Origin of the sequence: Streptomyces tailanensis (genome assembly GCF_008386495.1) — a bacterium.
GTDB lineage: Bacteria > Actinomycetota > Actinomycetes > Streptomycetales > Streptomycetaceae > Streptomyces > Streptomyces tailanensis.
In genome coordinates, this window is sequence record NZ_VTHJ01000019.1 from 14410 (window position 1) to 39764 (window position 25355).

Below are 25355 nucleotides of genomic sequence, written 5' to 3' on the forward strand. Positions count from 1 at the left end.
ATCACAGAGCCTGCCGCGCTTGGCTGATCACGCGCTGAGCATCGGCGCCGTATACGGCAGACTCGCGGAGGGTCGCCCAGACGCGCATGTAGGTCGTGATGCTGTCGTGGTCGTTGATCCACAGTTCCGCGTGCCAGTCCTCGACGATCACGAGCCGCTCGTCGTAGACCAGGAACCCGTTCGCGGGTGGGATCTTCAACGAGGCGGAGAACGGGATGACGCCGAGGTTCACAGTGTCCATCCCGACGACACCTATGAGGCGGTCGAGTTGGGCGGCCAGCACCGAAGGCGGACAGATCAGGGACCGAACTGTGCGTAAGTGTCGGTGACTTCGTCGGAGGCGTAGCGGCGGCGGGTCTCCAGACGCCATGCGGTGTGCTCGAAGGTGGTGAACAGCTCACCGAAGGCGTCCAGGTCGATGATCTTCGCCTTGCGGGTCATGTCCTTCGGTCCCCAGTCCACCAGCAGCTCTCGCGGGACAATGATCGGTACCTCGCCTTCGCCCAGGTGCCGGAGTTGGGTGATGTCTCCCGGGTCGGTGAGCGGCGGTCCGTGAACGATGACCTCCCCGGTGTCCAGGTCCTCGTGCAGGGCAGGGCAGCCGTCGTTCCCGGAGCCGGTGCCGTTGAACCACAGCCTGCGTGCCATGCGATCAGCCTCTCGTGTCGTTCGTAGATGCCCTGGCCGAAGGGTGTCTGCGGCTACGCGGGAATGTCGAGGGATCTCGGCGCGCCTCGTGAGAATATCCGGGAATATCTCCTCCTGTCCCCAACTCCCGCTCCATACGCTCGTATCCGCAGTCACACGAGTCGGGGAGAGACGCGTTGGCCACGAAGCACAAGACCACCCAGGAACCGCCCATCGGACTTCCAGTGGGCCTCAACGCTTGGCTCCTGGACTGCGCTCCGGTCCGCGACTGCAAGACCTGCCAGGCCGAATGGCGGCACCTCAACGCTGCCAAGGAACGCGACGACATCACACAGGCCGCGAAGCACGCCACCAAGATCCGCGATCACGCCTCCGGGACCCACGAATGACGATGGACATGCAGACGTACCGGGACGGCCGCAGGCGGGCCGAGGAGGCGGCGGAGGCCATCCGGGATGCCTTGACCAGCCTCGGTCTCCCCGAAAGTGTTGGGGGCGGCGTGCGGCCGATGGTGACCCATAGCGGCAAGCCCTACGTGCATCTCGGCATGGTTCGCGCGGATGTGGCGGCACGGATGGCGGAGGCGATGAGGGCGCCCGCCGAGGCCGTTGAGCAGGGCCGCCCTGCCCTGCTTCCGGTGGTGCGGCGGCGCCATGGTCGGCACCCTGGCTGGGCGGCTCGTGCGACCGGTGCCGGTTTGCGGTGTGGAGCTGCTCCTGTCAACTTGACCCGGCCCTGAACACCTTGGTCGCCCCGCCGTCATCGCACCCGAGTCAGCGTGTCCGGTCATCGTGTGGTTGACGACGCGCTGAGAGTCTCCGTACACGCCGAAGCCCGTCCAGCAGCTACGGGGCAGCTGTCGGAGACTCAGCCGCTCGTCTCGGTTCGGTGACCCGCGTCACACCTGGCTCCTGTCAGCAATCGGGGTGCCGTCTCGTTCAAGGGGCACGCGAACGAGACAGGAGCAACGCCATGAAGCACCGCATCGTCGTCCTCGGTGCCGGATACGCCGGGGCCTTCGCCGCCGGAAACCTGGCCCGCCGGCTTTCGCCCGCCGACATCGAGATCACCGTCGTCAACGCCGTGCCCGACTTCGTCGAGCGGATGCGGCTCCACCAGCTCGCGATCGGCCAGGACGTCGCGGTCCGCAAGCTCGCCGACGTGTTCGCGGGCACCGGGGTGCGGCTGCGCCTGGCGCGCGTCACCGGCGTCGACCCCCAGCGCAGGACCGTCGCCGTGACCGGCGAGGACGGCGACGGCGAGCTCGCGTACGACACGCTTCTCTACGCGCTCGGCAGCTCCGTCGCCCACCATGGCGTCCCCGGCGTGGCCGAGTACGCCTTCGATGTGACCGGCAGGTCCTCGGCGCTGCGACTGCGCGAGCGTCTGGCCGGCCTGGGCGAGGGCGGCACCGTGCTGGTCGTCGGTGAGGGGCTGACCGGCATCGAGACCGCCACCGAGTTCGCCGAGTCCCGGCCCGACCTCTCGGTCGCACTCGCCGCCCGCGGCGAGCTGGGCGCCTGGCTCTCCCCGAAGGCCCGCCGCCACCTGCGCCAGGCCTTCGACCGGCTCGGCATCACCGTCCACGAGCACACCGGAATCGAATCCGTCGAGCCGACGCGGGCGATCGCCGACCGCGTCACTGGGCCGTCCATCCCGGCCGACGTGACCGTGTGGGCGGCCGGGTTCGCCGTGCACCCCATCGCGGCAGCCGCCGGCCTGGAGGTCGCCGAGACCGGCCAGATCGTCGTCGACCGCACCATGCGCTCGGTCTCGCACCCGGACGTCTACGCCGCCGGTGACTGCGCCTACGCGATCGGCGAGAACGGCAGGCCGCTGCCTATGTCCTGCGCCTCGGCAGGCCTCACCAACATGCAGGCGACCGCCGCGATCATCGCGCGCCTGACGGGCAGCGAGGTCCCGGCCACCGGGCTGAAGTACTACGGCAACCACATCAGCCTCGGGCGGCGGGACGCGATCTTCCAGATGGTGGACGGGGACGTCCGGTCGAAGTCCTGGTACCTGGGCGGCCGGACCGCCGCGCGGCTCAAGTCGGGCGTGCTCAAGGGGGCCGGGTGGGGCATCGCCCACCCGACCTTCGGCATGCCGAAGCGCAAGCGCCGCCTGGCCACCGCGCCCGACCAGGCCGGTGTGAGGGTCGCCGCATAGGCTGTTTCGCATGGACAGCGCAGCCATCGATCGGTTCGAGGCCAGCCGGGGCCGGCTGGCCTCGCTCGCGTACCGTCTGCTCGGCTCGGCCGCCGACGCCGAGGACGCCGTGCAGGACACGTTCCTGCGCTGGCAGGCCGCGGACCGGGAACGTATCGAGGTGCCGGAGGCGTGGCTGACCAAGGTCGTCACCAATCTCTGCCTCGACCGGCTCCGCTCGGCGCAGGCGCGCCACGAGCGTGCGGCCGGTGCCTGGCTGCCCGAGCCACTCCTCGAGGGCGACCCGATGCTCGGCCCGGCCGACACCTTCGAGCAGCGCGAATCGGTGTCCTTGGCCGTACTGACCCTCATGGAGCGCCTCTCACCGGTCGAGCGGGCCGCTTACGTCCTGCGCGAGGCCTTCTCGTACCCCCACGCCGAGATCGCCGGGATCCTCGACATCACCGAGTCCGCGAGCCAGCAGCATGTCCACCGGGCCCGACGCCGGGTCACCGCCGAGCGCCGCGGCGGCGACGAGGTGGACCCCGCGTCCGCGCGCCGGATCGTCGAGGAGTTCCTCGCCGCCGCCATGTCGGGGCGCACCGAACGGCTGGTGGCGCTGCTCACCGACGACGTGACGGCGGTCTCGGACGGCGCCGGACTGGCCAGGCGGCTGCTGCGGTACAGGACGCGCGAGCGCGTCGCCTCCTTCGTGCGGGCCGGCTTCAAGCCCACGCCGGCGAAGCGGCGGCTGGCCGGCGGCTCCCCCGCGTTCCACATCGCGCTGGTCAACGGCTCCCCGGCCGTCCTCGCCGTGGTCGAGGACCGGGTCGTGGGCGCCGTGGCCTTCGAAGTCAGCGACGGCAAGGTCGCGTCCCTGCGCGGCATCGCCGCCGCGGACCGGCTCACGCGCCTCAACGAGGCCTGGCGGCAGTACGAGCCCGACGCGCCGGTCATCGACGCATGGTGACCAGAGCCACCGGAAGGCAGTGACCTGAGTCGGAGCGAGGACGGCGTCCCTTCGCCCTCGCACCGCACACTCCACGTCGGCCGTGCCTAGGCCGCGGCCTCCACCTGGGCCTCGGCGTCGGTCCCGGTTCCCTCGGCCCCCTCCTGCCGCCCCCGCAGCCACACGTACACCGGGATGCCCGCGAAGAGGAAGAGGACGCCCTGGTAGACGGCCGCGTAGCCGGCGCCGGCGATCAGCCAGAAGGAGAAGGCGAAGGAGAGGCCGGCGACCAGCAGGTCGCGGACGAGACCGGCGGGGCGGACGCGCTCGCGGGTGCCGCGGGCCAGCCAGTACAGCTGGGCGGCGGCGGAGAGCAGGTAGGGGACGCAGCCGGTGAACGTGGTGATGAGGACCAGGACGCGGAAGGCGGTGTCCGGGTCGTCGGCGTAGTTCACGACGATGAGGAGCGTGCCGAGGACCGCGGTGGCGAGGACGCCGAAGCCGGGGACGCCGCCCTTGCCGACCTGGGCGAAGCGCTTCGGGAAGAGGCCGTCGCGGGCGGCGGCGTACGGCATCTGGGCGCTCAGCAGGATCCAGCCGTTGAGACAGCCGACGATCGAGGCGACGGCGACGCACGCGATCACCGTGCCGCCCCAGGTGCCGCCGGCGATCGAGTTCACCGCGTCGGCGAACGGCGCCCCGGACTCGACCAGTTCCTTGTGCGGGACCAGACCGAAGACGGCGACCGTGCCGAGGATGTAGACGAGGGCGGAGGCGAGCGTGCCGAGGACGCTGGCGCGGCCCACGTTCCGCTCGGGGTCCTTGACCTCGCCCGCGCTGACCGCGGCCGACTCCACGCCGAGGAAGCTGTAGAGGAGGAGGGCCGCAGCGGCGGCGACCGCGCCGGGGACGCTCTCACCGGAGGCGTTGAAGGGGCCGTGGTTGTCGGTGTCGATGAAGAACAGGCCGATGGTGGCGACCAGCAGCAGCGGTACGAACTTCAGGACCGTGGAGACGATCTGCACGGCACCGACCCAGCGGGTGCCCGCGAAGTTCGCGGCGGCCGGCAGCCACAGGGCGGCCAGGGCGACGGCCGCCAGGACGACACGGTTGTCGCCGAGGCATTGGTAGCTGCTCACCGGGGAGCGTGCACGAGGTCGGGTTAACTCGATCGTGTGATGGTCCGGTCGCGGACTTGCGGCGCCCTGGGCCGACCGGGTTAACGTGCTCGTGCGATCTGGGACGCCGGGCACGGTGTCAGCGTGCGGGGCCCCCGCGTCACCGGAGTGATGATTCAGGGCCTCCCCGTCGCCTCTGGCCGTACCCACTTGGCCAGGTCGCACAGGGAACCGGCCTCCCGGGCCCGGACCACGCACAGGATGCGTGTCGCCGCCACGGGGTCGAGTACGCCGGGGACCAGTACGCCCAAGACCGTTCGGGGCGTTGCGGCTGACAGGGTTCGTTCCTGCTCAGTTTTCAGGGACGGTATCAGCACGTCGGCGTAGCCGACGACCGCGGCAGCTAAGCGGCCTCGGGAAAGTGCGGGTGCGTTCCCGCGTCGTTCGGTGAGAGTGTATGCCGAGCAGCGTGGGGGTGTTCTGTTCCTGGACTTCCCCGGGGTCGCTTAGCGTCATGACATGACCAGCAACACGCCCCCCGCCCCCATGGAAACCCTCGCCGACGCCCTCGCCGCCGGGACGCTCGTCCTCGACGGCGGCATGTCCAACCAGCTCGAATCCGCCGGGCACGATCTGAGCGACGAACTCTGGTCGGCACGGCTGCTGGCGGAGCAGCCGGAGGCGATCACCGAAGCGCATCTCGCCTACTATCTGGCGGGCGCGAACGTGGCCATCACCTCCAGCTACCAGGCCACCTTCGAGGGCTTCGCGAAGCGTCGCATCAAGCGCGAGAAGGCGGCCGAACTGCTCGCCCTGAGCGTCGAGTTGGCCCTGGACGCGACCGAGCAGGCGTGGGCGAAGGGCATCACGCGCCCCCTGTACGTGGCGGCCTCGGTCGGGCCGTACGGCGCGATGCTCGCGGACGGTTCCGAGTACCGGGGGCGGTACGGGCTGAGCGTGGCCGAGTTGGAGGCCTTCCACCGCCCCCGCCTCGAAGTGCTGGCCGCCGCCGGGCCGGACGCCTTGGCTCTGGAGACGATCCCGGACACCGACGAGGCCGAGGCGCTGCTGCGTGCGGTGCGGGGGCTGGGGGTGCCGGTCTGGCTGTCGTACTCCGTCGCCGGGGACCGCACGCGCGCCGGGCAACCGCTGGAGGAGGCCTTCGCCCTGGCGGCCGAGGCGGAGGAGGTCATCGCCGTCGGGGTGAACTGCTGCTCCCCCGAGGACGCGGACCACGCGGTCGCCACGGCCGCCCGCGTCACCGGCAAGCCGGTCGTCGTGTACCCGAACAGCGGGGAGGCCTGGGACGCGTCCGCCCGGGCGTGGACCGGTCGTTCGACCTTCACCGCCGAACAGGTGGAGGGGTGGCGGGCGGCCGGCGCCCGGCTGATCGGCGGGTGCTGCCGGGTCGGGCCGGAGGCGATCTCGGCGATCGCGACGACGTTGAAATGACAGTGTTGAAGTGACAGTTCGGACGGGAGTCAAGGCTCACCGGGCACGTCCCGGAGCCGTGTCGTCGAGGAGTCGGCAGAACTCCTCCTCCAGGCTCGCGACCGGTTCGGCGCGTTCGAACACCTCGACACCGATGGCCGCGGCTGTGGCCAGGATCGTCTCGGCGCCGGTCCCCTGGACGAGCACGCCATGTCCCGTCTCCGACCGGATGTCGGACGTGACCCACGCGGTTCCCGGTGCCCCGCCTTCCCCTGGCACTCCGCGATCGGGTGCCTGAAACCGTCTCCGCCGAGACAACTGGGTGCGGGCGGCGGGGGCGAAAAGCGCAGGTCCGCTGCTAGCCTCCGGTGTGGGGAAACCGGTTGCTGGACGAGGGCGGGCCATGACGAGGAAGAGCGCCGACAACGGGAGCCGCAGCACGATCCGGGACGTGGCGGCACGCGCCGGGGTCTCGGCGGCGACGGTGTCGCGCGTGCTCGGCGGCGTCTACCCGGTGAGCACGACGACCCGTACGCGCGTCATGCGGGCGGTCCGCGACCTCGACTACGTCGCCGACGCCCGAGCCAAGGCGATCGCGGGCGTCGGCACACCCACCCTCGGATTCGTCCTCGACGACATCACCGGCCCCTCCTTCGCGCTCATGGCGCACGGCGTGGAACGGGAGGCGACCCGGCTCGGCCATCTCTGCCTGGTGTGCAGCACCGACGGCGACGCCCAGCACGAGCTGGACTTCGTCGAGACGATGCGGGCGCAACGGGCCGCCGCCGTGATCCTGGTCGGCGGCGGCGCCGACACCCCCGATTACCGCGCGCGCACCGCCCATGTCGCCGACGCCCTCGCCGCCGCCGGTTCACGGCTCGTTCTGTGCGGACGGCCGCCGCTGGACCCCGGCGCGCCGGTCACGGTCATCGAGTACGACAACGAGGGCGGCGCCTACGCCCTGTGCGCCCATGTCCTGTCCCAGGGCCACCAACGGATCCTGTTCCTCGGCGGCAAGCCGGACCACACCACCGCGCAGGGCCGCGAGCGGGGTTATCTGGCCGCGCATCGCGCGCGGGGCGTCGAGACGGATCCCACCCTGCGGCTGACCGGCGACTTCACGCGCGACTCCGGATACCGGCTGATGCGGGAGGCGTTGGCGGCGCGGCTGGAGTTCACGGCGGTGATGGCGGCCACCGACATGGTCGCCGCCGGCGCGCTGACCGCACTGCACGAGGCGGGGTTGACGGTGCCGGGGGACGTATCGCTGGTCGGGTACGACGACATCCCCTTCGCCCGGGATCTGCATCCGGCGCTCACCACCGCGCATGTGCCGTACGAGGAGCTGGGGCGGCTGGCGGTGCGGACCGCTCTGGGGCGGGAGCGGGGGTCGTCGTCCGACGAGCATCTTTTGCTGGGGACGCATGTGGTGGTGCGGGATTCTGTGGGGGCTGTGGGGTCGTAGGGGCTGTGGGGACTCGTCTGCCGGGTGAGGTTCGCTGCCGGCTGCGGGTTCGTCGTGGCTGGTCGCTCCCCCACTCTCGGCTTCGCTCGAGCAGGGGGACCCCCATCGCGGCGGAGCCGCACATGTGACAGCCCCGCGCCCCTCAGCCCGCAGGGCCGGAGCTACTAGGGGGTGTTGTGAAAGTCCTGTGCGGTGCCCGCGGTGTCCGGTGCGTGCCCTCGGCGTGCCAGACGAAGGCCCTCGATGGGGGTGCCCCCGGTCGAACGAAGTTGAGACTGGGGGAGGAGCTACTTGGGTCTTTGGCCGGTGCGGCGAGGGTGCGTGCCGGGCGCCGCGGGTGCTGTGCGGGACTTTCACAACACCCCCTAGGTGCGGCGGAAGCGGCGCAGGGTCCCGCGCGGTGTTCCGCCGGAGGTGATGAAGGCGCCGGAGCCCTGGGGTCTGCGGGGTCTTCTGCCGTCTGCGTCCCAGATGGCCAGTTCGCGGTCGTATGGGCCGTGGACGACCTCCTCCTCGTCCGGGGCGTCGAAGACGCGGACCGGATGGGTGGCGTCCCAGGGTGCCCAGCCGGGGTCGCCGTGCGTCGCGAAGCGCACCCATGCGTCGTGCATGGCCGTGGCCAGGGCGTGTGGGGTGTCCTCGCCGGCGAGTTTCACGGCGGCGGAGGTGTCGCCGGTGTCGAAGACGAAGCCGAGCTCCAGGGCGTGGCAGGAGCCGAGGGCGGGGAGGTGGGAGGGCCAGGCGAACTCGTAGACGTAGGAGGGGGCTTGGCCGAGGCGGGCGTCGGCGACGCGGTGCAGGGGAATGCGGAGGAGGTGGTCGGTGACGAGTTGGCCGACGAGGTCGGCGGTGCCCTTGTCGGGGTGGAGTTCGCGGTAGCCGCGGGGCACGTCGGGGCCGCAGTGGCAGCGGGCGCGGGCGCCGGCCAGGGCCACCGTGCCCAGGCGGTCGACGCGGTCGAGGAGGCCGCCGGGGACCAGCCAGAGGCGGTGCTCGTCGGTGGTCCAGCCCATGAGGAGGTCGATGTTCCGGGCCATGCCGTGCTCGACCAGGGCCTCCAGGGGGTCGTACGGCAGCAGGTCGCCGTCGACGACGATGCCGAAGGCGGGGCCGCCCAGTACGGGGCTGCTGAGGCGGCCGGCCTCGGCCTGTGCCTCGGCCAGCGCGGAACGGTCCACGGCGGCGAAGGCCTCGGCGGTGGCCGGGACCTTCAGGCGGGTGGCCATCCGGCGCACCATGCGACGCACCTTGTCGCGGTCCAGGGCTTCCGGCGGCCCGCTCTGCAGGACGGCACGGCGGAACAGGCCGCGTGCGCGCGGGACAGCCAGCAGGGCGCCGATGCTGATGGCACCCGCCGACTGGCCGAAGACGGTGACCCGGTCGGGGTCGCCGCCGAACTCGGCGATCGACTTCCGCACCCACTCCAGCGCGGCCAGCTGGTCGCGGAGTCCGTTGTTGGGCAGGGCGTCCGGGAAAAGGCCGTACCCCTCCACACCCAGCCGGTAGTTGATCGACACCAGCACCACTCCGTCGCGTGCGAAGCGGCTGCCGTCGTACACCGGGACCGCCGACGAGCCGCGGGTCAGCGCGCCGCCGTGGATCCAGACCATGACGGGGAGCCGGGCCCGTCGGCCCGGCTCCGGTGTCCACACGTTGAGGTTGAGGCAGTCGTCACCCGGCACGACGGGGTCCGACAGATAGCGGGCGAACGCCTCCGAGTACGGCGGTTTCGGCGGCGTCGGCCCGAACGCGACGGCGTCCCGCACCCCCGCCCAGGGCTCAGGCGGCTCCGGCGGCCGGAACCGGCGGGGACCGAAGGGCGGAGCCGCGTACGGGATGCCGCGGAACACCGCGATCCGGTACCCGTCTCCGTCCTCGTAGCTGCCGCGTACGTCTCCGTACGGCGTCCTGACCACGGGGCCCTGCCGGTCTGCCGTCATATGCGCAGCTCCTCACACCCACGCGTGAACGTCGGTCACACCAGAGCACCACATCCCTTCCGGCTATTCCGGCTACCCCGGCTATTTGGCGTACATCAAGGTGCCGAAGCCCGTCTGGTCGAAGCCGCCGCTGGTGGAGCCGTGGTCTCCGCCGCCGCCCTCGGGTCGGACGCGTTCGGCCATGCGGGTGATGTACGGGACGGACAGGCCCCGTCGCCGTGCGTAGTGGTAGTGCAGGATGTCCCACACGGGCCTGATCTGGCCGCGGCTCGCGGAGGAGATCACCGTGTGGGTCCGCTGGGCGCAGTTCTGGCCGGTGCCCCAGGTGTACGTCGTGAAGGGCACGTCCTCGCCCAGGTTGTACTTGGCGACGTACTGGGCGGCCTTCATGAACCGGTTGCTGTCGTAGCCGTAGAGGTCCTCGCCCTGCGACCAGGCCATCTCGCAGAAGGCACCCATCTGGCCCATGCCCATCATGGTGTGCCCCTGGTCGCGGCCCGACTCCTGCCACTGGGCGAGGCCCTGGCTGTCGTACACGAACGGGATCGCCTTGCGGATGGCGCCGTTGCCCGCGCCGTTCTTGAAGTAGTTGACGGCCTGGTCGTACTTGGCGCCGTCGTCGCACAGGATCCCGATCGCGAGGATCGAGTTCATGTTGCACAGGTCCCAGTTGGCCCAGTAGTTGGTGATGCAGGCGTCGTTGTGGTTGTTCAGGAACTGGTTGTTGAGCGGGTAGAAGACGTTGAGCATCATCCTCTTGAACCGCTCGATGTCGAACCCGCTGTAGCCGCGCATGAGTTCGGCGGCGTTGGCGAACTGGTAGCCGTAGATCCCGGCGGCCAGGAAGCGGTCGGCGTTGCCCGTGACGCTGGTGAGGGTGGACGACCAGGCGTTGAGGATCCTGACGGCCGCGTCACCGTTCGCCCTGGTCCCGGCGATCTGCCAGCGCAGGGCGTTCTGGTAGGCGGCGTGGATGTCGTTGTACAGGATGGTGTAGTTCTCGCCCGTGCCGCCGCGGATGATCGTGGCCTGCGGCCTGGGTGTCCAGGTGCTCGCGGAGTGGCCGTTGGCGGTCAGGCGGTTCCAGCCGGACAGCCACGGGTTGTCGCCGGCGGCGACGCGGACCTTGGCGCGGTTGAGTTCGCCGTAGGCGTGCAGCATGCCCGGGTGGGTGAAGGTCGCGGGGGCGGCCTCCGCCGTGGAGGCGGCGAAGGCGCTCCCGAGGGCGAGGGCGGCGGTGAGACCGCCGGCGGTCCGGAGCAGACCGCGGCGGCTCAACTCGCCGTCGTCTCCGTGCGTGGTGTGGGGGGACGTGCGGCTCATGGTGCGTCTCCAATCCTTGGAGGATCTACATGGGGGTGACGCTCACCTCGCTGAATCGCGTGGTGCTGTGGGCCAGCGGACTGCGGGAGCAGACCACGAGGCCCACGTAGTAGGGGGCGTCACCGAAGCCGGGGATCTCTCCCTCGGCGAGGGGGGTGAAGGTGACGCCGCCGTCCGTGGACACCGCTGCGGTGAAGGCGGTCCCGGTGCGCTTCAGCCGCAGCAGGCAGGGGGTGGTGACCGTGGCGTTGCCCGTGAAGGCCGACCGTCCGGCCACGGTCGTACGGAGCATGTGCTGGGCGGCGGTCCCGCCGGTGACGATCGCCCCGGCCGCCTGGTCGAACGGCGACAGGGACTTGGCCATCAGCAGTCCGACCCGGTCGCCGCTCGCGCCCTCGCGGGAGTCGAGCCGGGCGGTGATCTCGCAGTCACCGGTGACGAGCCGGCGTACGAACTGCCCTGTCATTCCCTGGTTGTTGACGGTCAGATCGGTCCCGGCACCGCGGACGACGAAGGTCCCGTCCTCGTAGGCCGTGCTGCCGGGGGTACGGACGGTCACCACACCGAAGGTGCCGAACTCCCGCTCGTCGAGGACCACGTCGCCGAGGTCGCCGTACGTCCAGGGGGCGGGCGGCGGTGTGCCGACCGTGATCTTCAAGGTGCCCGTCGTTTCACCGGCGGCGTTGCCCGCGGTGGTGGTGACGGTGAACTCGCCGGTACCGGTGGGGGTTCCGGAGACGACGCCGGTGCGCCTGTCGAGGCGCAGGCCGTCGGGCAGCCCGTCGGCGGTGAACCGTACGGGCTCGTGCGTGGCCCGCAGCAGGTGCCGGAGGGCGACGCCCTTGTTCGCGAACACGGCGGAGGTGGAGGTGAGTTCGGGCACCGACGGGGTCGGCATCTCGGCTGCGGCGGGCCGGGACAGCGGCCCACGTCCGCCGCCGGACGACTTGGCGACGGCGTAGTGGTACGTCGTGCCGGGCGTTCCCGTGGCGTCCGCGTACCGGATGCGGGTGCCGAACCCGACCGGTGCGACGCCGTTCGCGATGGTCACGTAGGGGCCGTCCGCGTCGGTGGCCCTCAGCACCTTGTACCGGGCCGAGAGGTCTGGATCGGTCCAGGCCAGCTCTACGGCGTCGGCACCGGCGGTCGCACTCAGGTCGGTGGCGGTGTACCCGGGGCGCGGCGTGCTCCACACCTCGCCGAGGGCGGACGACACCACGGTGACGTTGTCGAAAGCGCCGGTGCCGGTCTCGGCGTACTCCTCGTCGACGCCCAGGCAGGAGGTGAGCGCGAGTCCCGCGTAGGCGGTGCGCCCCAACTCCACTTCCGTGGAGCCGACTTCGGTCCAGTGGACGCCGTCCGGGGAGATGGCTCCGGTGCAGCGCCGGCCCCTGCGGGTGACGCGCACCCAGTACGGCATGCGCAGCCGGTAGCCGTCGCCCGCGCCCTCGACGTACGGCGCCTCCAGTGGGGTCGCCGACTCGGGCAGCGTCCCGAGGTCGGAGATCGGGAAGGACGCTTTGCTGGTGATGGCCTGCTGCTGGGTGGGCGGCACGGGGGTGCTGCCGGTGGCGGAGACGGACGCCCCGGCCGTCGGGCGTACGTTCCACACACCGCTCCAGGTGTGCAGTGGCAGGCCCTGGATCAGCATGGAGGCGTGCGCGGTGTCCGCGTCGAGGGATTCGCGCAGGGTGACGCCGATCTTGGAGTACTGCGAGCTGAGCGGGAACACGATGCGCGCGGTGACGGTGCCGTCGCCGTGCAGCGGCAGATGTGCCACCCGGTACGTGTCCGCGGTACCCCCCGCCTCCAGCACGAACCGCTCGCCGTCGAAGACCGCGGAGCCCGCGCGCCCGACATCCCCGACGTCCTGGGTGGCCCAGGGCTCGGGAAGGCCGGCAGTGGCCGCCCCCCATCCCGAACTGTCGCTCTTTCCACGTGAGTTGGCGGCGATGACCTTGTAGTAGTAGGTCCGCCCCGTGCGTACGTCGCTGTCGGTGTACGTCGGCTTGTCGAGCCCGGAGGCGATGCGCTCGTAGGGGCCCTCGGGGCTGGTGGCCCGCTGGACGGTGTACTCGCTCGCCCAGGCGGACGGCAGCCAGCCGACGGTGACGGCCTTGTCCTCCCCCACCGCCGTGACACCGGCCGGTGCGGCGGGCTCGGTCGACGAGGGCCCCTTGGTCCCGGCGTAGGTGAAGGTGCCGAAGCTGGGCAGGTCGTCGTTGCTGCCCTCGACGACGCGGACACCGCCCGTGCCGCGGAAGACGGCGGCCTTGGTGTACGGGGTGTCGAGGCCGCGTACGCCGGCGTAGTGGGCGTAGTACATCTCGTAGATCGGCGGCAGGTTGCCGCGGGCCCGGGCGGAGACGGTGGTCTTGATGTACTTGCCGGTGCGGTCCAGGTCGGGTGTGAAGGGGACGCCGTCGTCGCCGAGGTTGTAGCGGGCCGCGTACTCGGCGTTGGCGAGGATGCGGTTGTCGTCGAAGCCCCACAGGTCGACGCCCTGGTTCCAGGCGACCTGCGCGGCGTCGCCCATCAGGCCGATGGCGAGCTGCTCGTGGCCCTGGTCGCGGCCGCTCTCCTGGCCCTGGCCCGCGGCGGTGACGATGCGGCCGCGGACGCTGCCGTTGCCCGCGCTCGCGGCGACGAACCGGAGGGCGTCCTCGAAGAGGGTGGGCTCCTCGCAGAACACACCTATGGCGAGGATGGTCTGAATGGACGTCAGGTCCCAGTTGCCGTTGGCGTAGAGCATGTAGCCGGACACGGCCGGATACCAGACATTCAGGAACGACCGCTCGCAGCGCGCGATGTCGGCCTGAGTCCAGCCGTCGTAGCCGGTGTGCCGCAGCAGTTCGGCGGCGTTGACGAACTTGAACGCCTGGAGTCCGGCGCCGAGCGGGCCGTCGGCGCCGGTGATCGCGGTGAGCGACCTGGCCCAGACCTTGAGGATGTCGCGGGCCTTGTCGGCGTGGGCGCGGTCGCCGGTGACGCACCACATGAGGGCGTTCTGGTAGGCGGCGGCCGAGTCGGCGACGGCCTGGTTCTGGAAGTTGGTGGGGCCCCGTCCCCAGGAGGTGATCTGGCCGGTGTTCTGGATCGTGTACGTCGACTTCGACCGGGCGTGGGCGGAGAACGCCAGGTAGCCGTCGTGGACCGGGGACTCCTTGGCGGCGACCGCGGCCTTCATCCGGTCCAGGTCGTCCCGGGAGTGCAGGAGGCCGGGGTGTCTGAAGGTGAAGGCCGCTTCGGTGGCGGTCCGGGCCCAGGCGGCAGTGGCGGAGGCGGACAGCAGTCCGGCCCCGGCCATGGCCGTGAGTCCCGTCGCGCCGAGGAACGACCGTCGGTTGAGGTGAAGCATGGGTGTCTCCTGGTCTTACGGGTGCTGCACGGTGAGCGTGAGGGACTTGGTCGCCGTGCCCACGGTGTTCGTGGCGGAGACGGTGACGGTGTAGGTGCCGGGAACCTTCGGGATTCCGGAGATCAGACCGGTCTTCCCGTCGACCTCCAGGCCGTCCGGCAGCCCCTCGGCGCCGAACGACGTGGGCAGCGCGGTGGCGGTGACGAGGTGGTTGAAGACCTGCTTCTTGATGGCGGTGGCCTCGCCGGCGCTGGTGATCTCGGGGGCGACCGTGGCGGCGGCCTCGGAGTCCTTCAGGAAGCGCAGGTTCTGCACATGCTCGTTGACGAACATCGGTACCTGGTCCGGCGTCAGGTACCAGCGGGGCTTCTCCTTCATGGTGTCGGCGATGACCGTGCCGTTGATCGCCAGGTTCTGGAAGGTGAGGTTCTTGATCGGGCGGTCCGCGTCGTAGCCGACGACGACCGCCATCTCGGCCTTGTCGCCGTTGTATGTGAGGTTGCGGACGTAGACGTCCTCGATGCCCCGGCCGGGCGCGGCGTTGTACCGGTTGGCCATGACCCGCATATTGACGATCTGGCCCCAGGTGAAGTTCTCCAGCCGGACGTCCTGGATGCGGACGCCCCGGATGAGGTTCTTGTCACCGGGGTTGAGGGCGAAGCAGCCCTGGTAGAGGACCTGCGGCTCGCGGTGCTGGAGGACGTCGATGTTGCTGAAGACGATGTTCTCGATGACCTCGGGCTTCTCGGGGTTGCCGTGGGTGCCCATGTTCACCGGGTGGGCGACGTCGGCCCAGAGGGTGGAGTCGCGGACGGTGACGTTGCGGCAGTCGCCGTAGTAGTCCCAGCGGTGGGCGTAGATGGCGATGCAGTCGTCGCTGTTGCGCATCCAGACGCCCTCGATCAGGACGTCCTCGCTGCTGAACACATCGATGCCGTCGCCCCACTGGCCGAAGCTGTAGGAGTGCAGGTTGCGGACGGTGACCTGCTTCGACTGGCCGATGGTGCAGGAGTAGCCGGTCTTCGGATTGAGGGCGATGATGCCGTCGATCTCGATGTTCTTGGAGAAGGCCACCAGGGTGGCGGCGTCGGAGTCGTAGATGATGCCCCGGCCGAGCAGTCGGGCGTTCTCCACCTTGCTGAACTCCACGCGAGCCTTGAGCACCGCGCCACCGGCCAGGTACACCGTCTTCCCGCTGGGCACCATCACCACGTTGTTCGGAACGGTGTGAATGCCCGGACCGAAGTAGATGACGTCGGGGTCGCCCTCCTCCGGCCGCGTCGTCTCGATCGGGTTGGCGTGCAGCTGCAGGTTGTCGTAGATGTCGAACGCGCCGCCGTCGGCGTCACCGATCTCGATGGAGAGGTTGCGCGGCTCGGTGAGGCTGAAGGTGATGGTGTCGCCGCTCACCTCATGGGCGATGTCGTACGACAGGGGGCGGATCCGCGCTGAGGGGATGGTGCCCTTGGAGGAGGTGACCGCGACCTCCACGGTGCCGGTGAAGTCCAGGCCGGCGACGGAGGAGCTGCGGACGACGCCGGCGCCGGTCTTCTCGTTGATGGTCTTCGTCCGGGCGCGCACCACAGGGACCGTCTGCCATTCGCCGCCGGGCTTGCGAGCCTTGACGGAGAAGCTGGTGTTCAGCGGCAGCCCGGTCGGGATGGGATAGATGACCAGCCGGTCGGCGGCCTCCGGTCTGTCGTCGTCCTCCGCGCTCGCGGTGCCGGCGGCCATGCCGATGAGGGAGTACGCGGCGGCGGTGGCGCCCGCGGCCTGGAGAACGGTGCGCCGGGACAGGCCGGTGCCCTGGGTGTCGTTCATGAGGAAACTCCTTACAGGCAAAGGAAGTTGCGGGGGATCACCGGCGGATTACTTGAGCCCGGAGGTGGACATACCGGCGACGAAGCCGCGCTGGGCGACGAGGAAGATCAGCAGGATGGGGACGACGTACATCACCGAGGCGGCGGCCTGGAGGTTGGTGACGGGTGTCCCTGCGGTGGTGACGTAGGTGGACATCACGGCGACGGCGAGGGTGGAACGTTCCGTGGACAGCAGGAGTTGGGGGGCGATGTAGTCGCCCCAGGTCCAGGTGAAGGCGATCACGAAGCTCGCGGACAGCACCGGCCAGGACTGCGGCAGGAAGATCCGCCAGAAGATCGTGGCGTAACCGCAGCCGTCGACGATGGCGGCCTCCTCCAGCTCACGCGGCAGTCCGGCGAAGAACTGCCGGAAGAGGAAGACGAGATACGGCGCCGCCGCCAGCCCCCACAGCACCCAGGGCCAGTAGGTGTCGACCATGCCGAGCTTGGCGAAGATCAGATAGGTCGGCAGCAGCGTGATCATCTGGGGCAGCATCATCGAGCCGAGCAGGACACCGAACAGCGTCTTCTTGCCGGGCGCGTCGAGACGGGCGAAGCCGTAGCCGACCCAGGCGGAGCTGAGGGTGACCAGGGTGGCGTAGATGAAGGCGATGATGAGGGAGTTGCGGGCGTAGCCGAGGAAGTCGATCAGATTGAAGGCGTCCGCGAAGTTGTGCCACTGGAAGTCCGTGGGCAGCCAGTGCACCGGGGCCGCGGCCGTCTCGGCGGAGGTCTTCAGGCCGGTGAGGAACAGCCAGCCGAACGGGCCGAGGAACAGTCCCGTGATGACGACGAGCACGGTGTAGAGGACGAGTCGGCCGGTGCGCAGCCGTACACGGGGCGGGGACCCGGCCGACCGGCCGCCGCCGGTCGACGTGCGGCTGACGGAGGTGACGTTGCTGCTGGTGACGGTCACTTCTTCGCCTCCGGGTCGACGTTGTAGAACACCACTCCGGACGTGAACCTGAAGATGAGTCCGGTGACGATGAGGATCAGGACGAAGAGCACCCACAGCAGCGCGGAGGCGTAGCCGTAGCGGCCGAGCGCGAAGTACTCGGCGAACACATGCATCATGTACATGTAGTTGGACTGCGGGATGGCGGTGACGCCGGCCGTGGTGGCCTCGGCGGCCAGCAGCAGCGGCATGATCGTCTGCACCGAGGCGATCACCCCGGTCACCGTCTGGAAGAGGAGCACCGGCGACAGCAGCGGCACCGTGATGCTGCGGAACGTCCGCCAGGCGCTCGCCCCGTCGATCGTGGCCGCCTCGTGGAGTTCACGGGGCACGTCCTGGAGCCCGGCCAGCGAGATGATCATGATGTTGCCGGCGCCCCACAGCACCGTCATCAGCAGCACATAGCGGGCGTAGGGATCCGCGAGCCAGCCGAGGGCGTCGATGCCGAAGATGTTCAGCACCCCGTTGGCGGCACCGGAGTTCTGGTCGAACATCATCTTGAAGGCGATACCGGCACCCACCGGCGGCACCACGGCCGGCAGATAGAGCAGGGTCCGGAACAGACCCCGGGCCTTGAGCGGCCGGTTCACGAGGACGGCGAGCCCGAGCCCCGCGATGATCGACAGCGGCACCGAGGTCACCGCGAACAGTCCCGTCCGGCCCAGGGAATCCCAGGTCACCGGGTCGGCCAGCAGTTCGCTGTAGTTGTCGAGGCCGATGAACCGCCAGTGCGGCGAGATGCCGTCGTACGTGGTGAAGCTGAGCCACAGCGCGTACACCATCGGCACGATGGTCAGCAGCAGGAAGCCGATGATCCAGGGCGAGGTGAACATGTAGAACGCCCGGTGCCTGCGCGTGGTCATGGAGGTGCGCGGCCGGCCGTCGGCCGGTGCCCTGCCGGAGGCCGTGGCCTCCTTGGCGCGGTCCGCGACGGTGGAGATCTGCTCGACGGTCATCCCACCTGCTCCTTACCGCGCGCCAGCTGCTCGTTGATGATCGAGTTCAGGCGCCTCGCGAGGGTGTCGACGGAGATCTCGCCCTTCATCGCCGCGGGCGCGACCTGGTTGAAGAGGGCCTTGAAACCGTCCCCCGTGATGTAGGGGCTGAAGGAGATCACCGAGAAGTGCTCCAGCTCGGCCTCCTGCACCTTCAGCACCTGTCGCTGGTAGTCCTTCTCGGCCGGCATCAGCGGGCGCAGGGACTTCAGGCTCGGGATGCCCCAGCCGCCGCCCGCGCGCTCCTTGGCGGGTGCCTCGCCGAAGAACCACTCGAAGACCCGCCAGGCGGCGTCCTTGTTCCGTGCCTTCCTCGGCATCCACATGCCGGTGCCGCCCTGGCAGGAGCTGACCCGGCGGCCGCCCTCGAACATCGGGGCGGGGGCGAGACGGGACACCTTCGCCAGCTTCTCGTCGGCGTTGATCAGGCCGCCGAGCCAGTAGCCGCTGTTGGACATCGCGATCCGGCCCGCCTGGTAGGTGGGCCCGTCCCAGGTGTTGGGGTCGGGCTGGATGATGCTCGGCCCGACCCTGGTCCGGCCGTACTCGATGTACCAGCCGAGCGCCTTGCGGGCCTCGGGGGCGGTGAAGTCGACCCGGGTGAAGTCGTCGTTGAAGAGGGTGCCTCCGGCGGCCGCCGTCAGGCCTGACAGGTTGGTGACCTCGTACAGGCCGTTGTAGCTGCCGCCGAAGACGATGGTCTGGCCGTTCTTGCGCTGGGTGAGCCGTTTCGCGCTCTCCAGCCATTGCTCATACGTGACCGGCTCGGTCTCCGGCGGGTAGTCGATGCCGGCCTCGTCGAAGTGCGTGGTGTTGTACCAGTACATCGAGTCCTGGGAGAAGTCCTTCGCCATGCCGTAGCGCGGGCCCTTGCCCTGCGTCCGGCCGTCGTAGCGCCACAGGTCGTTGACCGGATCGAGGTCGTCGACCTTCAGGACGCTGCTCTTGGCGAAGTACGGGTCCAGCTCCTCGGCCACGTCCCGGGCCGCGAAGAACGGGGCGTCCACGGCACCCACACCGCGTACCAGGTCCGGTGGATTTCCGCTGGTCAGCATCGCGATCAGCTTGGTGATGTCGTGCTTCACCGTGACGATCTTGACGCCGATGTCCTTCTGGGCCTGCTTGATCTGCTCCGGGGAGATGTCCTCGGGTTTGACCATCAGCGTGACGGTCTCGCCCGGCCCGCTCACGCCGCTGGACACCTGGAGTGCGCACCCGCTCAGCGCCGCGGCACCGCTCGCGGCGCCACCCGCGGCGAGGGCGAGGAAACGGCGGCGGCTCGGGGGAGCACCGGCAGGGGTGTGCATAGACGCCTCTCCCTCAGCGCAACAACCGGTTTCTATAGGGGGAACGGGGCAGAGCTTGTTCCTGTCCGGAAACTACGTCAAGGGTCTCGGCCAATTTTCGAAAACTCGGCGTAACATCCGGGGTGTGGGGGTGAGCTGCTCTGAGCAGGACTGGAGCACGAGGGGCGAGGAACCGGTTTCTGGTTCTCCGGGTAACCGATTACGACCCAAGCGCGCCGATCCACGGCCATGGAGGCCCCTCACCACACGGGGTGACCACACACGGCGTCGATCACGGTCATTGACCGGCCCCGGCCCTCGACTTACGGTAGAAGACGTTTTCTGAAACTGTTCCCGCGCCGCTCGCTCCCGCAGCCTCCACGGCGCGCCCTGTCCCCCGTCGCACCTGTCATTTCCAGTCACCACCGTCACCGCCATCGCACCCAGGAGAGTCATGCCCAGCGCCCAGTCGCCGCGAGCCGTGTTCGCCATGGATCCGGTGCACCTCCCCCTGCTGTTCCCACCGTCGCTCATGGCGCGGCTGCGGCAGGTCGCCGAGATCGACCCCGAGGTCGTCGTACGGGACTTCGCCGACCCCGCCGTCGCCTCGGCGTTGGCCGGGGCCGAGGTGCTGATCACCGGCTGGGGCTGCCCGCACCTCGACGCGGACGTCCTGGCGGCGGCGCCCCGGCTGACCACCGTGCTGCACGCCGCGGGCTCGGTCCGCGCGCTGGTCGGCGAGGCGCTGTGGAAGGGCGGGGTCTCCGTCTCCAGCGCGGTGGCCGGCAACGCGCTGCCGGTCGCCGAGTACACGCTCGCGATGATCCTGCTGGCAGGCAAGGAGACCTTCGACCACCGCGAGCGCTTCCGGCAGACGCACGCCTATCCCTCCCCTGCCGAGACCGCGGCCATCGGCAACGTCGGCCGCCGGGTGGGCGTCATCGGGGCCTCGCGCGTCGGCCGCCGGCTCCTGGAACTGCTCCACCCGTTCGACTTCGCCGTCTCGCTCTACGACCCGTACGTCGACCCCGCGGGTGCGGCCGCGCTAGGTGCCCAACCAATGACGCTGGACGACCTGTTGCGCACCAGCGACATCGTCAGCCTGCACGCCCCCGACATCCCCGAGACGTACCGCATGCTCGACCGCGACAGACTCGCCCTGATCAGGGACGGCGGCGTCCTCATCAACACCTCCCGAGGCGCGCTGGTCGATCCGGAGGCGCTCACCGACGAACTGCTCTCCGGCCGGCTGAACGCGATCCTGGACGTCACCGAACCCGAGCCGCTGCCCGCCGGATCCCCGCTCTACCACCTCCCGAACGTCTTCCTCACCCCGCACATCGCGGGCTCGCTCGGCAATGAGCTGGAGCGTCTCGGCCGTACCGTCGTCGAAGAGCTCGAACGCCTCGCCGCGGGCCTGCCGCCCGCCCACCAGGTACAGCACACGGACCTGGCGAGGGTCGCCTGAACCGCGCCCCCGGCACTCGGCCCGGGGTCCGTCCCGGGCGCCGGGCACACCGGCGGGCCCGCGGCCACGGCGACTCCGGCCGCCACCTTTCTGCCGCCGTTGCCGTTGCTCACCGCAGTGCCGGGGGGCGCGGTCACACCGCTGACCTGGGCGGTTGGGGCGGCGCCCCTGGCCGCGGGGGTGACGGTGGGCTGCTTCGCGGCGGCCCGGGCTGCCGTAGAGCCGAGCACCACCTGGTCCGCCCGGCGCGCAACCGCCACGTCCCTCCCCTGGTCCGCCCGGCGCACAACCGCCAGGACCCTCCCCTGGTCCGCCCGGCGCACAACCGCCAGGACCCTCCCCTGGTCCGCCCGGCGCAACACCGCCAGGACCCTCCTCGCCGCCGCCCTCGCCTTCCGGAAACACGCCGGGAAACAATGGGATACGGTTCCCTCACCCACGGGACGGGTCTGCTACGGCGCCCGGCATCGGGCCCGGTGTTCGTCCCCTGCCCGGTGGGGAATCTCACTGCCGAAGGAGCCGCACGGTGAGTCAACGCAAGGGGTCGGGCGACTCCGGCCGGGCCACCATCCGGGACGTGGCGCAGCGGGCCGGTGTCTCGGTCGCCAGCGTCTCGCGCGTTCTGTCCGGCAACTACCCGGTCTCCGACGAGCTGCGCCGCCGGGTGATGAAGGTGGTCCGGGACTTGGACTACGTCACCAACGCCCACGCCCGCTCCCTGGCCGGCGGCGGCACCCCGACGGTGGCCATCCTCATCAACAACATCACCGGCGCGGCCTTCACCCATGTCGCCAAGGGCGTCGAGAGCGCGGCGTCGCTGCGCGGCTGGCTCACCCTGGTCGGCACCACCGGGGACGACCCGGAGCGGGAGCTCGCGCTGGTGAACCTGATGCGCCAGCAGGGCGTGGCCGCGGTGATACTGCTCGGCGGCGCGTACGACTACGACGAGTACCAGCTGCGGATGGCGCGTTTCGCCCGCTCCCTGGACGCCGCCGACTCCCACCTCGTCCTGGTGGGCCGGCCCCCGCTGGAGGGCGATGTCCCGGCGACCACGGTCGACTACGACAACGAGGGCGGCGCCTACGCCATGGCGAGCCATCTGCTGTCGGCCGGCCACCGCCGCGTCCTCGTCCTGCCGGGCCACGCCGAACTCACCACCGCCCAGGGCCGGTTGAAGGGTGCCAAGCGGGCCTTCGAGGCGTACGGCGTGCCGTTCGATCCCGGCATGGTGCGGCACGGCCCGTACGACTACGGGCACGGGTACGACGCCGTCGAGGAGAGCCTGCGGCAGGGGGCGGCGTTCACGGCGGTCCTCGCGGGGACGGACGTGGTCGCCGCCGGTGCCGCCCAGGCGCTGCGCGCGGCGGGCCTGCGCGTCCCCGAGGACGTCTCCGTCGTCGGCTACGACGACATCCCCCTCGCCTCCCAGCTCACCCCGCAGCTCACCACCGTCCACGTCCCCTACGAGGAGATGGGCCGCGCCGCCCTGCGCGCTGTCGCGGACCGCCGGGAGAGCGGCCGCCGCCGCGTCGGCGACGCCGACCATCTGGTCCTCGGCACGCACGTGGTCGTACGCCAGTCCGTGCGCCCGCCGACCCAATAGACCGAACCCTATTCGCAGCGATCACGCTGCACCCGAACCGTATATGGTGACGCCATGAGTACGGTCAACGGGATCGTGGACGACATCGACAGGGCGTTGCTCGCGGAGCTTCAGCGGGACGCCACTCAGGCCTACGCGGCACTGGGCAGGGCGGTCGGGCTGTCGGCCGGCGCGGCGCACGACCGCGTACGGAAGCTCCGTGAGCGCGGTGTCATCCGGCACACGACCGTGGATGTCGACCCGGCCGCTCTCGGGCGGGGCGTCCTCGCGTTCGTGATGATCGAGTCGTCGGCCTGGCTGGGAGACGCGAGCGAGTCCTTCGCCGCCGTCCCCGAGATTCAGGAAGCCCATGTCATCGCGGGCACCGCCTCGGTCCTCGTGAAGGTGCGCACGGCCACCACGGAGCAGTTGCAGGACGTCCTGCGGCGGCTCTACGCGATCGACGGCGTGAGCGGAACCCGTGCGACCGTGGTACTGGAGACGTTCTTCGAAAGGCCGGTCAGCACATCGTGAACTTCAGGTCGGACTTCAGGTCGATCTATCAGCACGGCTTCGCGCGGGTCGCCGCGTGCACCGGCCACGCGGCGATCGCCGACCCGCCCGCCAACGCGGAGGCGGTCCTGCGGCAGGGGCGCCAGTGCGCGCAGGACGGGGTCGCCGTCGCCGTCTTCCCCGAGATGTGCCTGTCCGGCTACTCGATCGAGGACCTGCTGCTCCAGGACGCGCTGCTCGACGAGGTCGAGGAGGCGCTCCAGGCCGTGGTCGCCGGATCGGCGGAGCTGCTGACGGTCCTCGTCGTCGGCGCCCCGCTGCGCCACCGCAACCGCGTCTACAACTGCGCGGTGGTCGTGCACCGCGGCCGGATCCTCGGCATAGCACCCAAGTCGTACGTGCCGAACTACCGCGAGTTCTACGAGCGCCGCCAGATCGCCTCGGGCGACGACGAACGCGGCGGGACGATCCGGGTCGGCGGCGCGACCGTACCGTTCGGCACGAACCTGCTCTTCGCCGCCGAGGACGTGCCAGGCCTCGTCCTCCACGCGGAGATCTGCGAGGACATGTGGGTCCCGGTGCCGCCGAGCACGGAGGCGGCACTGGCCGGGGCGACGGTCCTCGTGAACCTCTCGGGCAGCCCGATCACGGTCGGCCGGGCCGAGGACCGGCGGCTGCTGTGCCGCTCGGCGTCCGCGCGCTGTCTGGCCGCGTACGTCTACTCGGCGGCCGGACTGGGCGAGTCGAGCACCGACCTGTCCTGGGACGGCCAGACCATGATCTACGAGGACGGTGTCCTCCTGGCCGAGACCGACCGCTTCGCGCAGGGCGACCAGTACGCGGTGGCCGACATCGACCTCGACCTGCTGCGCCAGGCCCGCGCGCGCATGGGCACGTTCGACGACAACCGCCGCAACCACGCCGCGCGCACCAACGACTTCCGCGAGGTGTCGTTCCGACTCGACCCACCCAAGACAGACCTCGGCCTGCGCCGCAGGGTGGAACGTTTCCCCTTCGTACCGGCCGACCCCTCACGCCTCGCCCAGGACTGCTACGAGGCCTACAACATCCAGGTCGCGGCCCTCCAGCAGCGACTGAGGGCGATCGGCAATCCGAAGATCGTCATCGGTGTCTCGGGCGGCCTGGACTCCACCCACGCCCTGATCGTCGCGGCCCGGGCCATGGACCGCGCGGGCCGCCCCCGCAGCGACATCCTGGCCTTCACCCTGCCCGGCTTCGCGACCGGCGAGCACACCAAGGGCAACGCCCACAAGCTGATGCGCTCGCTCGGCGTGACGGCGGCCGAGCTGGACATCACGCCGACGGCCCGGCTCATGCTCCAGGAGATGGGCCACCCGTTCTCGTCCGGTGAGCCGGTGTACGACGTCACCTTCGAGAACGTCCAGGCCGGCCTGCGCACCGACTACCTCTTCCGCCTGGCCAACCAGCGCGGCGGCATCGTCCTCGGCACCGGTGACCTCTCCGAGCTGGCGCTCGGCTGGTGCACGTACGGCGTCGGCGACCAGATGAGCCACTACAACGTCAATTCCGGCGTCCCGAAGACCCTCATCCAACATCTCATCCGCTGGGTCATCAGCAGCGCCCAGTTCGAGCAAGAAACCAACGACACACTGGCCGCGATCCTCGACACGGAGATCAGCCCGGAACTCGTACCGGGCGAGGAGCTGCAGTCCACCGAGTCCAAGATCGGCCCGTACGCGCTGCACGACTTCACCCTGTACCACGTACTGCGCCACGGATTCCGTCCGTCGAAGATCGGCTTCCTGGCCTGGCACGCCTGGCGGGACCAGGAGTCCGGCGCGTGGCCGCCCGGGTTCCCGGAGGCCGAGCGGACGACGTACGACCTGCCGGAGATCTGGCACTGGCTGGACACCTTCTGCCGCCGTTTCTTCGGCTTCGCCCAGTTCAAGCGCTCAGCCATGCCGAACGGTCCGAAGGTCCTGGCCGGCGGCGCCCTGTCACCGAGGGGCGACTGGCGCGCCCCGTCGGACAGCTCGGCGGACGCTTGGCTGAGGGACATGGCGCGGTGGGACGTAGCTGGCGCTGGGGACTAGCTGTCGTCACATTCCCGTCTGCCGAGCGACGCCATGCACGCTCCCCCACTCTCGGCTTCTCCCCCACTCTCGACTTCGCTCGAGCGGGAGGGACCCCCATGAGCGGGAGGTGCCCCCACCGCCGCACCGGGCGAAAGCCCATGTACATCCACGAGGGCTTTCGCCCGGCACGCTCAGAGCACGCACCTACGCGGACATCAGCCGCTACCGCGGCGGGCGCTCGGCCCGCCCTCCGGCGGACG

General features: G+C 70.3%; 17 protein-coding genes and 3 pseudogenes. 9 read left to right on the forward strand and 11 right to left on the reverse strand.

Features of this window, described 5'->3' with window-relative positions:
* Position 1: 1 nt before the first annotated feature.
* Both F3T56_RS17560 and F3T56_RS17565 read right to left on the reverse strand, forming a co-directional pair.
* Positions 2–310 (reverse strand): annotated as a pseudogene (locus F3T56_RS17560) (Scr1 family TA system antitoxin-like transcriptional regulator); the annotation flags it as partial.
* Positions 307–648 (reverse strand): annotated as a pseudogene (locus F3T56_RS17565) (DUF6879 family protein); the annotation flags it as partial. The pseudogenes F3T56_RS17560 and F3T56_RS17565, both read right to left, overlap by 4 nt.
* Before the next feature lie 176 nt (positions 649–824).
* Between F3T56_RS17565 and F3T56_RS17570 the strand changes: the two are divergent.
* The 3 genes from F3T56_RS17570 (at position 825) to F3T56_RS17585 (ending at position 3766) form a co-directional block, all read left to right on the forward strand.
* The gene (locus F3T56_RS17570; RefSeq protein ID WP_149826121.1) at positions 825–1037 is read left to right on the forward strand and encodes a hypothetical protein; all 213 of its coding nucleotides are present in this window, start codon (positions 825–827) and stop codon (positions 1035–1037) included.
* Between the two features lie 583 nt (positions 1038–1620).
* The gene (locus F3T56_RS17580) at positions 1621–2817 is read left to right on the forward strand and encodes an NAD(P)/FAD-dependent oxidoreductase (RefSeq protein WP_149826122.1); all 1197 of its coding nucleotides are present in this window, start codon (positions 1621–1623) and stop codon (positions 2815–2817) included.
* Between the two features lie 10 nt (positions 2818–2827).
* Entirely contained in the window at positions 2828–3766 is a 939-nt protein-coding gene (locus tag F3T56_RS17585) for a sigma-70 family RNA polymerase sigma factor (RefSeq protein ID WP_149826123.1), read from the forward strand.
* An 86-nt stretch (positions 3767–3852) separates the two neighbouring features.
* Here F3T56_RS17585 and F3T56_RS17590 read toward each other — a convergent pair.
* Positions 3853–4851 (reverse strand): annotated as a pseudogene (locus F3T56_RS17590) (amino acid permease); the annotation flags it as partial.
* Between the two features lie 531 nt (positions 4852–5382).
* Between F3T56_RS17590 and mmuM the strand changes: the two are divergent.
* Positions 5383–6315, forward strand: coding sequence for a homocysteine S-methyltransferase (mmuM, locus tag F3T56_RS17595; RefSeq protein WP_149826124.1), 933 nt, complete (start codon positions 5383–5385; stop codon positions 6313–6315).
* Between the two features lie 36 nt (positions 6316–6351).
* Here the strand turns inward: mmuM and F3T56_RS46200 are convergent, their stop codons facing one another.
* Positions 6352–6501, reverse strand: a complete 150-nt coding sequence (locus tag F3T56_RS46200) for a hypothetical protein (protein WP_172638994.1) — start codon at positions 6499–6501, stop codon at positions 6352–6354.
* Between the two features lie 196 nt (positions 6502–6697).
* Between F3T56_RS46200 and F3T56_RS17600 the strand changes: the two genes are divergently transcribed.
* Entirely contained in the window at positions 6698–7759 is a 1062-nt protein-coding gene (locus tag F3T56_RS17600; RefSeq protein ID WP_149826125.1) for a LacI family DNA-binding transcriptional regulator, read from the forward strand.
* Between the two features lie 365 nt (positions 7760–8124).
* Here the strand turns inward: F3T56_RS17600 and F3T56_RS17610 are convergent, their stop codons facing one another.
* From F3T56_RS17610 to F3T56_RS17640, 7 genes are all read right to left on the reverse strand, one after another.
* Positions 8125–9699 carry a carboxylesterase/lipase family protein gene (locus tag F3T56_RS17610; protein ID WP_149826126.1) on the reverse strand — a complete coding sequence of 525 codons (1575 nt, stop codon included), beginning with the start codon at positions 9697–9699 and terminating at the stop codon, positions 8125–8127.
* Positions 9700–9780: 81 nt separating this feature from the next.
* On the reverse strand, positions 9781–11022 hold the full coding sequence (locus F3T56_RS17615) for an alginate lyase family protein (protein WP_149826127.1): 1242 nt from the start codon (positions 11020–11022) through the stop codon (positions 9781–9783).
* Positions 11023–11047: 25 nt separating this feature from the next.
* A complete protein-coding gene (locus F3T56_RS17620; protein WP_149826128.1) occupies positions 11048–14380 on the reverse strand; it encodes an alginate lyase family protein in 3333 nt (1110 codons plus the stop codon).
* Between the two features lie 15 nt (positions 14381–14395).
* Positions 14396–16201 (reverse strand): Ig domain-containing protein, encoded by a 1806-nt coding sequence (locus F3T56_RS17625; protein ID WP_149826129.1) that lies wholly within the window; start codon positions 16199–16201, stop codon positions 14396–14398.
* A 48-nt stretch (positions 16202–16249) separates the two neighbouring features.
* Entirely contained in the window at positions 16250–17068 is an 819-nt protein-coding gene (locus F3T56_RS17630; protein ID WP_246203678.1) for a carbohydrate ABC transporter permease, read from the reverse strand.
* 83 nt (positions 17069–17151) lie between these two features.
* Entirely contained in the window at positions 17152–18150 is a 999-nt protein-coding gene (locus tag F3T56_RS17635; RefSeq protein WP_149826131.1) for a carbohydrate ABC transporter permease, read from the reverse strand.
* Complete coding sequence (locus F3T56_RS17640; protein WP_149826132.1) at positions 18147–19496, reverse strand: extracellular solute-binding protein; 1350 nt, start codon at positions 19494–19496, stop codon at positions 18147–18149. Before F3T56_RS17640 ends, F3T56_RS17635 begins: the two co-directional genes overlap by 4 nt.
* Positions 19497–19929: 433 nt before the next feature.
* Between F3T56_RS17640 and F3T56_RS17645 the strand changes: the two genes are divergently transcribed.
* The 4 genes from F3T56_RS17645 to F3T56_RS17665 all read left to right on the forward strand — a co-directional run bounded on the left by F3T56_RS17645 (position 19930) and on the right by F3T56_RS17665 (position 25113).
* Complete coding sequence (locus F3T56_RS17645; protein WP_172638995.1) at positions 19930–20943, forward strand: hydroxyacid dehydrogenase; 1014 nt, start codon at positions 19930–19932, stop codon at positions 20941–20943.
* Between the two features lie 526 nt (positions 20944–21469).
* Complete coding sequence (locus F3T56_RS17655) at positions 21470–22546, forward strand: LacI family DNA-binding transcriptional regulator (RefSeq protein ID WP_149826133.1); 1077 nt, start codon at positions 21470–21472, stop codon at positions 22544–22546.
* Between the two features lie 75 nt (positions 22547–22621).
* On the forward strand, positions 22622–23059 hold the full coding sequence (locus tag F3T56_RS17660) for an Lrp/AsnC family transcriptional regulator (protein ID WP_149826213.1): 438 nt from the start codon (positions 22622–22624) through the stop codon (positions 23057–23059).
* Positions 23056–25113 carry an NAD(+) synthase gene (locus tag F3T56_RS17665; protein WP_149826134.1) on the forward strand — a complete coding sequence of 686 codons (2058 nt, stop codon included), beginning with the start codon at positions 23056–23058 and terminating at the stop codon, positions 25111–25113. Before F3T56_RS17660 ends, F3T56_RS17665 begins: the two co-directional genes overlap by 4 nt.
* The last annotated feature ends 242 nt before the right edge of the window (positions 25114–25355 follow it).

Coding starts and splice junctions, on each gene's coding strand:
- F3T56_RS17580 (WP_149826122.1), top strand. CDS start 1,621: ATGAAGCACCGCATCGTCGTCCTCGGTGCCGGATACGCCGGGGCCTTC.
- F3T56_RS17585 (WP_149826123.1), top strand. CDS start 2,828: ATGGACAGCGCAGCCATCGATCGGTTCGAGGCCAGCCGGGGCCGGCTG.
- mmuM (WP_149826124.1), top strand. CDS start 5,383: ATGACCAGCAACACGCCCCCCGCCCCCATGGAAACCCTCGCCGACGCC.
- F3T56_RS17600 (WP_149826125.1), top strand. CDS start 6,698: ATGACGAGGAAGAGCGCCGACAACGGGAGCCGCAGCACGATCCGGGAC.
- F3T56_RS17610 (WP_149826126.1), bottom strand. CDS start 9,699: ATGACGGCAGACCGGCAGGGCCCCGTGGTCAGGACGCCGTACGGAGAC.
- F3T56_RS17615 (WP_149826127.1), bottom strand. CDS start 11,022: ATGAGCCGCACGTCCCCCCACACCACGCACGGAGACGACGGCGAGTTG.
- F3T56_RS17620 (WP_149826128.1), bottom strand. CDS start 14,380: ATGCTTCACCTCAACCGACGGTCGTTCCTCGGCGCGACGGGACTCACG.
- F3T56_RS17625 (WP_149826129.1), bottom strand. CDS start 16,201: ATGAACGACACCCAGGGCACCGGCCTGTCCCGGCGCACCGTTCTCCAG.
- F3T56_RS17635 (WP_149826131.1), bottom strand. CDS start 18,150: ATGACCGTCGAGCAGATCTCCACCGTCGCGGACCGCGCCAAGGAGGCC.
- F3T56_RS17640 (WP_149826132.1), bottom strand. CDS start 19,496: ATGCACACCCCTGCCGGTGCTCCCCCGAGCCGCCGCCGTTTCCTCGCC.
- F3T56_RS17645 (WP_172638995.1), top strand. CDS start 19,930: ATGCCCAGCGCCCAGTCGCCGCGAGCCGTGTTCGCCATGGATCCGGTG.